The organism is Vibrio sp. 704 (assembly GCF_033339295.1).
In genome coordinates this window covers 52,390-66,140 of record NZ_JAWOUH010000009.1, presented here as the reverse complement: position 1 = coordinate 66,140, position 13,751 = coordinate 52,390, and the positions used below count along the sequence as shown (strand labels likewise).

Here is a 13,751-nt window from a genome sequence, read left to right as displayed (position 1 = left end):
ACAAGTAAAACCATGCATTCTATAAGGATAATCATTTGTAAGACAAGTTAGTGTGATGTAAAACTTATAAACCACATTTTTCACGTGTCATAAAAAGCGAGGGCTTCTTTCGCTAACTTTCAACACTCGGTGTTTAACAAACGTTTTACTCCCTCGAAAGTGCGAAAACAGAAGGGTTGGACTATTTTGATAATAAGAGTAATAAATGATTGACCTTACCCTTAGGTTAACCTTTAGAATCGAAGGGTTTTCATCATTTTCATCAAACACATGGGAAAGGGTATGCACTTAAAATCGCTGCATACAATCTGGTTAACTCTCTTCACGACGCTAGTGCTATTGGTATCTAGTGTGGCGAACAGTGAGCCGTTGATGAATATTCAAATGATGTCTATTGGCATGGCTCACCATCCTTCTATGATGAGTGACAGCGAACACTGCGGTATGCCTGGCATGATGGACGTCTCCATGACTGACGCTTCTATGTCCGAAGATGGCGATGCAAGAGAAACCAGCATGAACTGTGGTGGAGGCTCCGGCATGGTTCATACCTGCTGTACTGCCGCGTGTACGATAGTTTTCGTCCCCCTACCGAATCCTATCAATAGCCCAATGCCCGTTGTCTATCGCGCAACTATTACTCCTGAAGTTGCTTCCCCTGTCGTACACGTCAGCCGCGACCTATACCGACCTCCTATAACCTAAATTCGTCCTAGCATTCGACCCTGCGCGTGTATCGCAGGTTGTTTTAATGCGCCTGAACGATGAGGTAACAAGGCTTTACTGTTCCCGCAATAAAATCCGCACCTCCGTCGATCCGGCGAACACTGGATTTAGATTATGGATATCAAACCATACCGCTTAGCTTCACCTATTTTTATGGTGGCTCTGGTCGCTGCGCCAACCTTGGTTAACGCCGCAGGTAAAGAGACGCACGCAGCGCAAAATTCCGCATCAACTGAGCGAGCTTCAACGACCAAGCTTGCCCAACTGATCAACGTCGCTTTGAGTAACGATGGCAATCGTAAGCAATACTCAGCGCAATCTGCTGCCATGCGTGAAACGGGCGTCGCAAGTGCAACCTTGATGGACCCAAAACTGAAAGTGGGTTTTGGTGGCTTGCCTGTCGACAGCTTCAAATTCGATGAAGACCCAATGACCAACATCTCCGTTGGTTTAATGCAACAGTTTGAGCGTGGCTCTACGCTTGATTTGCAACAGAAGAAAGCCAACCAACAAGCCGATGGCCTTGGGCTTCAAGTGCATGCTCGTGAGCTTGAGGTAGCCAACAGCATGACTCAACTTTGGTTAGAGCTTGGTTACCAGCAACGCGCTGAGCAAATCATGCTTGAGAATCGCAAGTTGATGAAGGAGATGGAAAGCTTTATTCAAACCAACTATTCGATTGGTAAGAGTGAAGCGCAAGATCTGCTCAATGCCCAGCTTCAAGTCAGCAAGTTAGATGAGAAACTGCAAGCCAACGCACAAATGCAACGTCGTCTTATCTCTCAACTCTCCGAATGGTTGGGGTCAGATTGGTTGGCAAACGAAGAGGCTCTGCACGCGAGCAATCAACTTAATTGGGACACACTGAACAGCAAACTTGCTGCCAGTCAGGGTTCCACCAAGCATTATCAGCAACTCAGCCAACACCCGATGGTTAAGATGGCCGACGTCAGTATTTCTGCCAATAAAACGCAGGTGGAAATTGCTGAGCAAGCCTACAACCCACAATTTGGCGTCGAAGTAATGTACGCCTACCGCCAAGCCGACAACATGATGGGTGAACCCGCCTCCGATTTGGTCAGCGCTTACCTAACCATGGACATTCCGTTGTTTACGGGTGACCGCCAAGATCGCAATCTCGCGGCCGCTCAATACCAAGTTGGCGCGGCACAATCACAAAAAGACACCTTACTAACGCAGATGAATGCCAAGGTGAACACTCTGTTGGTTGATCGCGGCAACTTAACCCAACGCTTAGAACGTTATCAATCCACCTTATTGCCTCAAGCGAAAGCGCGCATTCAAGCCGTTGAGCGGGGTTATCAAAACAACACAGCGCAGTTTAACGATGTGATTTCCGCCACGACTGACGAGTTGGCTCTGCAATTGGAGCAACAACGTCTACTGACCGATCTCAACATCGCAAACAGCAATTTAGCCACCCTACTCGGTGGTTTCGACTATCAAGTGGCTTCACCGGAAGCTCGCTCTATTTCGACATATTAATTTGTGATTCCCCAAGACAGTTGGGGCTACAGCTAGGCGGCAAACAAGAGAATCCCATGAGCACTTTCCCTAACAAACTAAGGGATCTGCTATGTGATTTGGGTGAACGAGAGCAGGCAACAACGCTGTAGCGTCAAATGTGAAGGGGAAAATAAGGTAAAACAATGAAAACATTTAAAATTGCAACCATCGCGCTGATTGTTGGTGGTGCTTTAGGGTTTGGTGCTAATCATTTTCTTACGGGCTCGGCTCACGACATGAGTGCGATGGGTGGCGAATCTGCTGCAAGCTCCAATGATCCACTTTACTGGGTTGCCCCAATGGATCCGAATTACAAACGCGACAAACCGGGTAAATCCCCAATGGGCATGGATTTGATTCCGGTTTACGCAGAAGATCTATCCGGTGAACAAGACGCACCGGGTACTGTGACTATTGACCCTTCAGTAGAAAACAACCTCGGGGTTAAAACCGCAAACGCGACATTGCAGCAGTTATCACCACGCATCGAAACAGTTGGCTATATTGCCTTTGATGAAAGTCTGTTATGGCAAACCAACGTTCGCGTGGCGGGTTGGGTAGAAAAACTCTACATCAATGCTGTGGGTGAGAAAGTGAAGAAAGGCGATGTGCTTTTCACGCTCTACTCTCCAGAACTGGTTAAAGCACAAGAAGAATTGCTGAATGCGTACCGCACTGGCCGCAAAGGTCTGGTAAAAGGCGCGACCGAACGCTTGGTAACGCTTGGTGTTGACCGCGCTCAAATCCAATCCATTACTCGTAGTGGTAAAGCATCGCAAACCATTGAAGTCAAAGCGCCTGCTGATGGTGTTATCGCGAGCTTAAACGTGCGTGAAGGTGGCTATTTGTCCCCTGCTCAAGCGGTGATCAGTGCAGGTCCTTTGGACAATGTTTGGGTTGATGCTGAAGTCTTTGAGCGTCAAGCACACTGGATGAAAGCGGGTTCTCAAGCCACGATGACCCTTGACGCGATTCCGGGCAATGAATGGCAAGGTGTTGTCGATTACGTGTACCCAATCCTCGATCCGAAAACACGTACGTTGCGTGTGCGTCTTAAATTCCCCAATCCAGATGGCGCATTGAAGCCAAACATGTTCGCCAATATTGCTCTGCAGCCTGTTACTGACGACGCAGTATTAACGATTCCTAAATCATCTGTTATCCGCTCTGGCGGTATGACTCGCGTTGTTCTGGCTGAGGGCGAAGGCAAATACCGTTCTGCTCGAATTGAAGTTGGCCGCGAAGCTGGCGAACAAATCGAAGTATTACAAGGACTTAAACAAGGCGACAAGATCGTTACGTCATCTCACTTCATGCTCGATTCTGAATCAAGCCAGTCGGCGGATCTGTCTCGCATCAATGGTGTAGAAGCGGCAGCAGAAACGGCATGGGCCAAAGGTGAGATCACGGATGTGATGAAAGATCACCGCATGCTGACCATCAACCACCAGCCTGTACCAGAATGGGATTGGCCGGGCATGGTAATGAACTTCACTTTCGCAGATGGCGTCGAGATGGGTGACTTGAAAAAAGGTCAGGCTATCGAATTTGAAATGCAAAAGACGGAGTCGGGTCAGTACCAAATCATCGACTATAAGGCAGACAACAGCGTCATTGCCGCAGAAGTTTGGCTAACTGGTGACATTAGCATGCTGATGGCCGACTTTGGCATGATCACCTTAAACCACCTACCGGTTGCAGAATGGAACTGGGATGCTGGAGAGATGAACTTCTCTGTGGGTGAAGACGTTGATCTATCGGGTTTTGAAGAAGGACAGAAAGTTCGGTTTCTAGTTGAAAAACAAGGATCTGACTACGTTCTTAAACAGCTAGTTCCTGCAACATCAGCCGTCGAGGGTTAATTATGATCAATGCTATTATTCGTTGGTCACTGAGCAACCGATTCCTAGTGTTGGTCGCGACCTTAGCCCTTGTATTAGGCGGACTTTACAGTGTAAAGAATACGCCTGTTGATGCGATTCCAGATCTTTCTGATGTGCAAGTGATCATCAAGACAAGCTATCCGGGTCAAGCTCCTCAAGTCGTCGAGGATCAAGTTACTTACCCACTCACCACCGCCATGCTTGCCGTGCCGGGAGCTGAGACGGTTCGTGGCTACTCTTTCTTTGGTGACTCTTACGTTTATATCATTTTCAACGATGATACCGACATGTACTGGGCACGTTCACGCGTGTTGGAGTACTTAAGCCAAGTAGCACCAAAGCTGCCACCGAACGCAAAACCAACCCTAGGTCCTGATGCAACGGGCGTGGGCTGGGTTTACAGCTACGTATTACAAGACAAAACTGGCAAGCATGATTTGGCTGATCTTCGCAGCCTGCAAGACTGGTTCTTGAAGTACGAATTGCAAACCGTTGATGGCGTTTCTGAAGTCGCTACCGTGGGCGGTATGGTGAAGCAGTATCAAGTGCAGATTGATCCTGCCAAGCTGCGTGCGTACAACCTCACTTTGCAACAAGTGAACATGGCAATCCAAAACGGCAACCAAGAAACCGGCGCGTCCGTTATCGAAGTGGCCGAAGCCGAGCACATGGTTCGTACCACAGGCTACCTAACCAGCATTGAAGACATCAAGTCACTGCCTCTCAAAGTCACTGAGAAAGGCACGCCGTTGCTATTAGGTGATATCGCAGACATTAACCTTGGCCCACAAATGCGCCGTGGTATCTCAGAGCTGAATGGCGAAGGTGAAGCAGTGGGTGGTGTTATCGTGATGCGCTTTGGTGAAAATGCCAGTGAAGTGATTGCGAAAGTCAAAGACAAACTCGCAGACTTACAACGCAGCCTACCAGAAGGCGTGGAAATTGTTGCAACCTACGACCGTTCTACTCTTATCGATTCAGCGGTAGAAAACCTCTGGAAGAAGCTTGCAGAAGAGTTCATCGTCGTCGCGATTGTGTGTGCGTTGTTCCTGTTCCACATTCGTTCTTCATTGGTTATCGCTCTGAGCCTACCGGTTGGCATTCTTAGTGCGTTTATCGTAATGCATTGGCAAGGCATCAACGCCAACATCATGTCCTTGGGTGGTATTGCGATAGCCATCGGAGCCATGGTAGATGGTGCGATCGTGATGATTGAAAACGTTCACAAGCACATTGAACGAACGCCACTGACCGATAAAAACCGCTGGCAAGTGATTGGCAAAGCCGCAGAAGAGGTCGGCGCTCCGCTGTTCTTCTCATTGCTGATCATTACTCTTAGTTTCGTACCGGTGTTCGCCTTAGAAGGCCAAGAAGGCAAGATGTTCTCGCCGCTTGCGTTCACTAAGACGTACGCCATGGCAGCGGCAGCAGGTTTGGCAATCACGCTCGTGCCTGTACTTATGGGCTACTTCATCCGCGGTAAGGTGTTACCGGAACACAAAAACCCGGTTAACCGCGGCTTGGTCGCGCTGTACCGCCCGCTGTTGAACACCAGCTTAAAATACCCTAAGACCATGATTGTTATCGCATTAGGTCTAATGGCATCGGCTTACTACCCAACCAGTAAACTGGGTAGCGAGTTCATCCCGCCGCTGGATGAAGGCGACTTGATGTACATGCCAACGACCTATCCGGGTATCTCAATTGGTAAAGCGCGCGTGCTTCTACAACAAACCAACAAGCTGATCAAAACCGTTCCAGAAGTGAAAACCGTATGGGGCAAAATTGGCCGAGCTGAGACCGCAACCGATCCAGCGCCACTCACCATGATTGAAACCGTGATTCAGTTGAAGCCACGCGACCAATGGCGTGAAGGGGTAACAACCGAGTCACTGCGCAAAGAGTTCGACAAGCTGGTTCAGTTCCCTGGTCTTACTAACGCTTGGGTAATGCCGATCAAAACGCGTATCGACATGTTGGCAACGGGCATCAAAACCCCTATCGGCATTAAGATCGCCGGACCTGATCTGAAAGTGATTGAGAAGATCGGTTCTCAGCTAGAGCCAATTCTTAATGGCGTACAAGGCACGGCATCGGTTTACGCAGAACGTGTAGCAGGCGGTCGTTACGTCACGATCGACATTAAACGTCGTGCCGCAGCGCGTTATGGCTTAAGCATCAAAGACGTTCAGCAAGTGATCTCCACTGCGGTGGGTGGCATGAATGTGGGTGAAACCATTGAAGGCTTGGAGCGTTACCCAATCAATGTTCGTTACCCACAAGACTACCGTGATTCAGTGGTTAAACTGCAAAACCTACCATTAGTCACACCAAATGGCGCTCGTATTGCGCTGGCTGACGTAGCGGACATTCGTTACGAAGACGGCCCTCCGATGATCAAGACAGAAAACGCGCGTCCAAACGGCTGGGTATTTGTCGACATCGATGGTCGTGACCTTGGCTCTTACGTCGTAGAAGCGCAACAGGTCGTGGCTGATCAATTGGAACTTCCTGCGGGTTACTCGCTGGCTTGGTCTGGTCAATACGAATACATGGAGCGTGCGAAAGACCGCTTGAGTGTCGTGGTACCAATCACTATCGCCATCATTATGCTGCTGCTTTACTTCAGCTTCCGTCGCGTTGGCGAAGTGATGATCATCATGCTTACCCTACCGCTCGCTATGGTCGGTGGTTTGTGGCTCATGCATATCCTCAACTACAACTTCTCAATTGCCGTCGGGGTTGGCTTTATTGCCCTAGCAGGCGTCGCGGTTGAAATTGGGGTCATCATGCTCGTCTACCTCAACCAAGCATGGCACTACAAGAAGCTGGATGCGGAAGAGAGTAAACAAAAGCTTGAGGCGAAAGACCTAACCGATGCCATTCGTGAAGGTGCGGGCCTGCGTGTTCGCCCAGTAATGATGACGGTACTGACAGTAATTATTGGTCTGATTCCGATCATGTACGGCGAAGGTACAGGATCAGAAGTAATGCAACGTATCGCCGCGCCAATGATTGGCGGTATGGCCTCAGCACTGCTGCTGACGCTGTTGGTACTTCCAGCCATCTTCAAGCTGTGGAAACAACGTGAGTTGCGCCCAAGCAACTCAACTCCGAGCCAAACAAGCACGCAAACTGGCAACCAAATCGAAAACGCCGCCAGCACAGATCGCACTGGCAACAAGGCTTAATCCCTACCTTCCCCTCAATCAATTCGTTTGGGGGGAAGCAACCAAGTTATTAATGAATTAAAACAAGGATATAAAAATGAAAAAGACACTAATCACTCTTACTCTAGCCCTAACAACAACGACTGCGTTTGCCCAAATGGATCATTCAAACATGGACCACGCGAACATGGATCATAGCAACATGAAGCATGAAAATATGGACCACGGCAGCATGAAGATGGACCACAGTAAAATGGACCATTCAAACATGATGGATATGCCGGGCATGTCGGCAGTAGGTATGCCAGCAAAAGGTGCAAAGCCAGACAAGGTGGTACACGTTATCTTGGGTGATGACATGACTATTAAGTTCAAGAAAGACGTTAAGATTGAGCCAAACGATGTGGTGCAGTTTGTAGTCATGAACACAGGTAAGATCAACCACGAGTTTACGATTGGTTCGGCTAAAGAGCAGCTAAAACATCGCGAAATGATGAAGACAATGAGCGGTGATCACATGCACGACTCGGGCAACTCTGTGACGGTAGAACCGGGTAAAGCGAAGCAGTTGTTGTGGCATTTCCACGGTGACAACAATGTTGAGTTCGCGTGCAACATTCCGGGCCATGCAGAATCGGGCATGGTTAAAAAGATTGAACTGTAAGTAATTATCCAACTAGACAAAGGAGCTGATGATTCAGCTCCTTTTATTTCTCTGGATCAAACTATTCGTTAGCTCATGATAAGAAATTCTGAGCCAGTGTCTCACGCTAAGATATTTTTATGACCGAATCACCGACGTAATATATAAGCCAAACTACAGGCCTTGATAGCAACACTCTTCTCCCCATATTGAGACCGTTTAAGCGTATTGCAAAGAATCCTACATAAAATAGACATAGATTTAACAGTGTTTAGAGTATTGGCTCGTTATAGTTTACGTGACATCGCTACGGTGCGAACTAAAACTAAAATTGAAGAACACGATCCATGAAAAAGTTATTTTTGTTGGCTGGGCTAATGGTTTGCTCAACCCTAAGTTACGCGTCCCAACTGAATGAGGACATTTCTCTCCTCGAGCAACAAACCTCAAGCAGAATTGGGGTGTCAGTTTGGGATACCCAAGCAGACGAGCGTTGGGATTACCGTGGCGATGAACGCTTCCCACTCATGAGCACATTCAAAACCCTAGCTTGTGCCAAAATGCTAAGTGATATGGACAGCGGTAAGCTAAGTAAAAATGCGACCGCAAAAGTCGATGAGCGCAGTATCGTTGTATGGTCTCCAGTGATGGATAAGCTCGCAGGCCAAAACACACGCATAGAGCACGCGTGTGAAGCCGCTATGTTAATGAGTGATAATACCGCAGCCAACTTAGTATTAAATGAAATTGGCGGCCCTAAGGCCGTAACAATGTTTCTGCGAACAATTGGAGATAAAGCAACGCGCCTAGACAGAATAGAACCTCGCTTGAACGAAGCCACACCAGGCGACAGCCGCGACACAACCACACCTAACGCCATACTAAACACTCTTCGAACTTTGGTCGAAGGCGAAACGTTGTCTTATGAGTCTCGTGTACAATTAAAAATCTGGATGCAGGACAACAAAGTTTCAGACTCGTTAATGCGTTCTGTATTACCAACAGGTTGGTCTATTGCAGACCGTTCTGGTGCGGGAGGTCATGGTTCGCGGGGCATTAACGCGATTATATGGAAGGAAAATCATCGACCTGTTTACATTAGTATTTATGTCACAGAAACCGAGCTCTCACTTCAAGCTAGGGACCAACTCGTTGCGCAGATAAGTCAGTTGATTTTACAAAAGTACAAAGACAATTAAGTCACCACTCACCTGACCCTATTTGTATCCTTTTCTAGCCCTTCTCTTCCAGAAGGGCTCATTCTGTACTTCCATCTTAAAAACACCACTTATTGAGTAATGACTTACTTATAAATAGGTATAAGATTTACTTATTTAGGGTGAGTTAACGCCCACATTAAGCAACCAAATTCACACAAATGGCGATAATTAAACCATACTCTTACCAAGAAGCACATTTTCTACAAAATAGCTTCACGTAATTTATTGTTGTTATTTGCAACATTGCCAAGGAGATGTCTATTGAGACTTGAAAGAACTTTTAACCCTGATGACTTATCGATGCAAAACATGGAAAGTCCGATATGTATGCCGATAGGGTTTGTTCACTTTTTAGCTCAATCGGAAACACTACAGCAAGTACTTGATACGGTGGCAGAATGGATAAATCGTATATTTAATTCTGACCGTGCGAGTATCACACTTTATGAAAACAATGATCATTTAAAGGTCTACTCTTTCTCTGGTAGTAAAGCGATTCCCGCTGAATTTTTAGTGCCCATTCATCAAGCGTTTGTTGGCCGAGTGTTCAAAAAGCAACAACTGATGATCTGCGACGATGTTACGCAATCTGATGAGATCGATTGTGTGATGCTCGCATCCAATGGTATGGGGACGTGTATGGACGCGCCTTTAATGCACGGTAAAGTCTGCCTAGGAACGCTTAATGTTGCGCATCATCAAACGCACATTTACACAAACGAACAAGCGGCACAGCTTCAGTGCATCGCTAATTGGATTGCTTTAAACATTGCCCTTCATATACAGATTATGAAAATGGAACACCTCGCCACGACGGATGATCTAACAGGTATTCCAAACCGCAGAGAGTTCATGCGACAAATCGAAAGCCGCCTAAATGAATACCGAACCCTGGGCATTGACTTCCATGTTGCTATTTTAGATCTCGACAATTTTAAAAGCCTCAATGACCGATTTGGTCATGACGCAGGCGATAAATCACTGATCCATGCAGTCAATACTATTAAAAGTCATCTACTTGATTGTGACTTACTTGCCAGAGTTGGCGGTGAAGAGTTTGCCATCGTATTAAGAAGTCGCTCATCACAGCAAGCTCTAGACACATTAGAAACAATTCGTAATGCACTAGAAACGACGACCGTTCAACATTCAGGTTGTGATATGAGCTTCACCGCGAGTATTGGGGTCACTCAAGTCTGTCGTCTCGACGACTCATTTGAACCATTAGTTAAACGCGCCGACTTAGCACTTTACAAGGCAAAAGAAACTGGAAGAAATCGCGTTGAGTTTCATATTGGTGAAGAAAGGTAGAAAAAATAAAAAAAGGTAGCGACTCATTGCGCTACCTTTTATCGATTCTAACCCGCTTAAAATAACTAATACGAACTTTAAGCCAGTTTAAAATAAGAATGAGCAAATTTAATTATGCTTTCTTAAGATCTTTAGCTGGGTAAGTTAGTGTTTTTTCGCCTGCTTTTACATGTGTGTAAAAACCGCCACTGCTTAAACCTGTAACAACCATTTCGCCAAGATCGATACCTTTAGTCGCTACTACTACGTCACCGATTGAAAACATATTGAATACCTTGTTTGTTTAGATTAAGACACTAAGTCGTTGCGCGGTATTTAATACGATATTAGGCAAAGCACCTAATCGAGTTTTTTATCGTAAAGATTAATTTATATTTGTCGTGAACTCTAAGTTTCCACATTGAAAATCACAGGATATTTTCCAAAAAAAGATGCGCTATTCTTGTGAAATACGGTAATATTTTCTAGCATCAAGTGCGGAGGTATTCTCCGCCCTCATTGGAGAAAAATGATGAAGAAAGGCCTAAAAATGCGTGCATTAGAGCGTTCTGATTTGCGCTTTATTCATGAACTGAATAACAACCGAAATATCATGGCCTACTGGTTCGAAGAACCTTACGAGTCTTATGACGAGCTCGAAGAACTTTATCGAAAACATATACATGATGACGCTGAAAGGCGTTTTGTCGTCGAAGATGAAGACGGCATCGTAATTGGCTTAGTTGAGCTGATCGAGATTAACTACATTCACCGCAGCGCGGAATTTCAGATAATCATCGCCCCAGAGCATCAAGGCCGAGGTTATGCGACAGAGATGATTAATCGTGCGTTAGATTACTCATTCTCAATTCTTAATCTACGTAAAATCTACTTATTAGTCGCAGTGGATAACGAAGTCGCTATTCACTTATACAAAAAGTGCGGCTTTATCGAAGAAGGTCACCTTGTAGAAGAATACTTTATTAACGGCGCTTACAGCGATGTTAAGCGCATGTATATATTAAAACACCAATACCAGAAAAAGATCGAAGAAAACAACTCAATTCACTAGTTCATTCTATCAAAGTAAAAACGCAGCTATTTGGGCTGCGTTTTTATTTATTCAAATTGATATTGATATGATAATACGATGCGCTTGTCTGCTTCATCCAAATAGGTGTTGTTGTCCATGACAAACGTCATTACGTTAAAAGAGTGGCGTTTGCTCACGAGGTAACCAAGACCAATACCACCAAAGAAGCCTTTGTAGTTCTCTCCTTCACTGTTTTCTGAGCCGTAAGTGCCTGCTGCGAAGCTGATTAACGTCAGCTCTTTGGTAAACGATTTCAGCGCAAATGCACCAACGTAACCGCTACTGCCTGAAGAGCTCATCATATTGAAGCCATTCTCTGCACTTGGCGTACCCGTAAAGTTAGGCTCGCTACAGAGACTACTTTCTGCACCGTCACAAACAGGAACATCACCAGTGTTGTACGTATAGCCTGCCATTGGGAAAATTTGGAAGCCTGCTGGCTCAATCCCGAAATAACTTAGCGGCATAAAGGTACCAACGCTGTAGTTGGTTTGATCCGCGCCGTTTACGTATTCATTTTTACCGAAGTTGAAGTTCACGATACCGACCGGAAACAACCACGAGCCACCAATACGCCACTCGCTCGCATCATCATTGATACGCAGGTTGATTTTGCGCGCTTGGTCAAGCGCAAGTGAGCCCGAGAATGAGATGTTTTGATCATCAAAATCGTAGTTGTTTGCGTATGAGGCGCCAAATTTCGTGATGACTTTTGTTGGGTCATCCGCCAACTTGTTTTTATTGTCTTTTACTCGATGCTCGGCACCATGAGCCAGCGTACTGACCAACAAAGTCGTACACACTAACGCTAGTTTATTTTTCATTTTTTAGTCCTTTGAGATGTTGAATACCCGCACTTAGCTGCGCAGAGACTTTTTGAATCATCACTCACTGGATGTGACAGAAGCGCCCTAACTACCTTAGATGGTGTGACAGCATCCAGTGCAGGTAGTTAGGGTGGAATGGCCTGTAAGGAAGGCGTTTTAGCGATTAGGAATGATTAGTTTTTCCAGTTGTAGCTCATGCTCATGAAGTACAGAGCAGGCTCATCAAAGCCAGCTTGTAAGCGTGGCGTTTCCGACGATTCCATCAAGATCGCTTCCAACGCGAAACCAATTGAGTTTTCTGAATCCAATTTGTAATCAATGCCTGTACCAATGCGGTACGCCTTGCCAGTAGGAACGGTAATGTCACCGTTTGATTGACTTTCATACATGCTGGTATCGAATGCAAAACCTGCATTCCACATCATTTTTTCATTCAGTTTGTACTGAGTACCTAATGCGATTTGGTAAGTGTCTTGTGTCTCTACGTTCAGCGTGGTTGTGTATTCGCTCCAGTCTTGCCAGTTCACGTTCCACATCACCGCTAGGTCATCATTCACTTCGTGGTAAGCACTGAAGATCAGTTGTTGTGGAGCAATGGAGTTACTCTTGTCGAATTCAAATTCGGCTTCAGAAGAGTAAGACAGACCAAGACGCGTGCCTGATGTTGCCTCATAAAGCACACCTACTCGGCCGTTGACCTGAGTATCTTGGTCTTCGTCATTGAAGTTCAAGACTCCCTTCGTTTCCACTTCATACATACCGTACTGAATACCAAGCGCCGCACCCACAGACCAGTGATCATTGATGCGGTAAGAAGCGGAAGGTTGAATGGTTAAGGCTTGCGTCGTTGCTGTAGGAATATCTAAATGATTATCCAAAAGACCTTCGTACTCGAGGCCAAGGCCGTAGTTGCCATACAGACCAATACCCAGCGTCCATTTGTCGTTTACTTGTTGGCTGTAAAATGCCGACGCCATAGGAACAAAACCAATCACGTTGCCCGCATCGCCAGTCATCGTGTCTAGTTGCGCGTCACCGTAAAGGCCAATCAGGTTACCAGAGAAAGATTTACCAGAAACATTCGCCAGACCAGCCGGGTTTGCTGCCATTACTGAGGCATCTTGCGCACGAGCCGCCATACCAGCGGATGCCAAACCAATATCCGATGCAGTTGTTTCGTAAAGGTATAACCCACCCGCTTGCGCAGCAGCACACGTCAGTAGAGAGCTCGCTACGACGATTTTTGAAAGATTTTTCATGCTAAAACCTATTATTGTTTGGGGAACCCACGCTGCGACGGTGGTTGTATATCAATGAAAGGCATTGGCCAATCGCACACAGCGTGGGGGTGTTGTGGAGTCAGTCAGTTGAA

General features: G+C 46.3%; 11 protein-coding genes. 8 read left to right on the top strand and 3 right to left on the bottom strand.

What is annotated here, in order from left to right; all coding sequences use genetic code 11:
- Window positions 1–282 precede the first annotated feature (282 nt).
- The 7 genes from R7R24_RS13925 (at window position 283) to R7R24_RS13895 (ending at window position 10,480) form a co-directional block, all read left to right on the top strand.
- A complete protein-coding gene (locus R7R24_RS13925) occupies window positions 283–705 on the top strand; it encodes a hypothetical protein (protein ID WP_136976489.1) in 423 nt (140 codons plus the stop codon).
- 135 nt (window positions 706–840) lie between these two features.
- Window positions 841–2,232, top strand: a complete 1,392-nt coding sequence (locus R7R24_RS13920) for a TolC family protein (protein WP_054578676.1) — start codon at window positions 841–843, stop codon at window positions 2,230–2,232.
- Between the two features lie 164 nt (window positions 2,233–2,396).
- Window positions 2,397–4,115 carry an efflux RND transporter periplasmic adaptor subunit gene (locus R7R24_RS13915; protein WP_054578675.1) on the top strand — a complete coding sequence of 573 codons (1,719 nt, stop codon included), beginning with the start codon at window positions 2,397–2,399 and terminating at the stop codon, window positions 4,113–4,115.
- A gap of 2 nt (window positions 4,116–4,117) precedes the next feature.
- Window positions 4,118–7,327: an efflux RND transporter permease subunit gene (locus R7R24_RS13910; RefSeq protein WP_054578674.1), complete on the top strand. Its 3,210-nt coding sequence runs from the start codon at window positions 4,118–4,120 to the stop codon at window positions 7,325–7,327.
- Window positions 7,328–7,403: 76 nt separating this feature from the next.
- On the top strand, window positions 7,404–7,970 hold the full coding sequence (copI, locus tag R7R24_RS13905; RefSeq protein WP_054578673.1) for a copper-resistant cuproprotein CopI: 567 nt from the start codon (window positions 7,404–7,406) through the stop codon (window positions 7,968–7,970).
- Between the two features lie 326 nt (window positions 7,971–8,296).
- Entirely contained in the window at window positions 8,297–9,148 is an 852-nt protein-coding gene (locus R7R24_RS13900) for a carbenicillin-hydrolyzing class A beta-lactamase CARB-42 (protein ID WP_005375420.1), read from the top strand.
- A gap of 282 nt (window positions 9,149–9,430) precedes the next feature.
- On the top strand, window positions 9,431–10,480 hold the full coding sequence (locus R7R24_RS13895; protein ID WP_025998663.1) for a sensor domain-containing diguanylate cyclase: 1,050 nt from the start codon (window positions 9,431–9,433) through the stop codon (window positions 10,478–10,480).
- A 112-nt stretch (window positions 10,481–10,592) separates the two neighbouring features.
- Here the strand turns inward: R7R24_RS13895 and R7R24_RS13890 are convergent, their stop codons facing one another.
- Window positions 10,593–10,745, bottom strand: coding sequence for a hypothetical protein (locus R7R24_RS13890; RefSeq protein ID WP_005375418.1), 153 nt, complete (start codon window positions 10,743–10,745; stop codon window positions 10,593–10,595).
- Between the two features lie 246 nt (window positions 10,746–10,991).
- Here R7R24_RS13890 and speG point away from each other — a divergent pair, with 246 nt between their 5' ends.
- Complete coding sequence (speG, locus tag R7R24_RS13885; protein WP_005375417.1) at window positions 10,992–11,531, top strand: spermidine N1-acetyltransferase; 540 nt, start codon at window positions 10,992–10,994, stop codon at window positions 11,529–11,531.
- Between the two features lie 47 nt (window positions 11,532–11,578).
- Here the strand turns inward: speG and R7R24_RS13880 are convergent, their stop codons facing one another.
- Together R7R24_RS13880 and R7R24_RS13875 are read right to left on the bottom strand one after the other, a co-directional pair.
- Window positions 11,579–12,376, bottom strand: a complete 798-nt coding sequence (locus R7R24_RS13880) for a hypothetical protein (RefSeq protein WP_005385112.1) — start codon at window positions 12,374–12,376, stop codon at window positions 11,579–11,581.
- 176 nt (window positions 12,377–12,552) lie between these two features.
- Complete coding sequence (locus R7R24_RS13875; RefSeq protein ID WP_017635244.1) at window positions 12,553–13,638, bottom strand: OmpP1/FadL family transporter; 1,086 nt, start codon at window positions 13,636–13,638, stop codon at window positions 12,553–12,555.
- Window positions 13,639–13,751: the final 113 nt, after the last annotated feature.

What these genes read in the sequence shown, in the direction of transcription:
- R7R24_RS13925 (WP_136976489.1), top strand. Translation starts at nt 283, where the DNA reads ATGCACTTAAAATCGCTGCATACAATCTGGTTAACTCTCTTCACGACG.
- R7R24_RS13920 (WP_054578676.1), top strand. Translation starts at nt 841, where the DNA reads ATGGATATCAAACCATACCGCTTAGCTTCACCTATTTTTATGGTGGCT.
- R7R24_RS13915 (WP_054578675.1), top strand. Translation starts at nt 2,397, where the DNA reads ATGAAAACATTTAAAATTGCAACCATCGCGCTGATTGTTGGTGGTGCT.
- R7R24_RS13910 (WP_054578674.1), top strand. Translation starts at nt 4,118, where the DNA reads ATGATCAATGCTATTATTCGTTGGTCACTGAGCAACCGATTCCTAGTG.
- copI (WP_054578673.1), top strand. Translation starts at nt 7,404, where the DNA reads ATGAAAAAGACACTAATCACTCTTACTCTAGCCCTAACAACAACGACT.
- R7R24_RS13900 (WP_005375420.1), top strand. Translation starts at nt 8,297, where the DNA reads ATGAAAAAGTTATTTTTGTTGGCTGGGCTAATGGTTTGCTCAACCCTA.
- R7R24_RS13890 (WP_005375418.1), bottom strand. Translation starts at nt 10,745, where the DNA reads ATGTTTTCAATCGGTGACGTAGTAGTAGCGACTAAAGGTATCGATCTT.
- speG (WP_005375417.1), top strand. Translation starts at nt 10,992, where the DNA reads ATGAAGAAAGGCCTAAAAATGCGTGCATTAGAGCGTTCTGATTTGCGC.
- R7R24_RS13880 (WP_005385112.1), bottom strand. Translation starts at nt 12,376, where the DNA reads ATGAAAAATAAACTAGCGTTAGTGTGTACGACTTTGTTGGTCAGTACG.
- R7R24_RS13875 (WP_017635244.1), bottom strand. Translation starts at nt 13,638, where the DNA reads ATGAAAAATCTTTCAAAAATCGTCGTAGCGAGCTCTCTACTGACGTGT.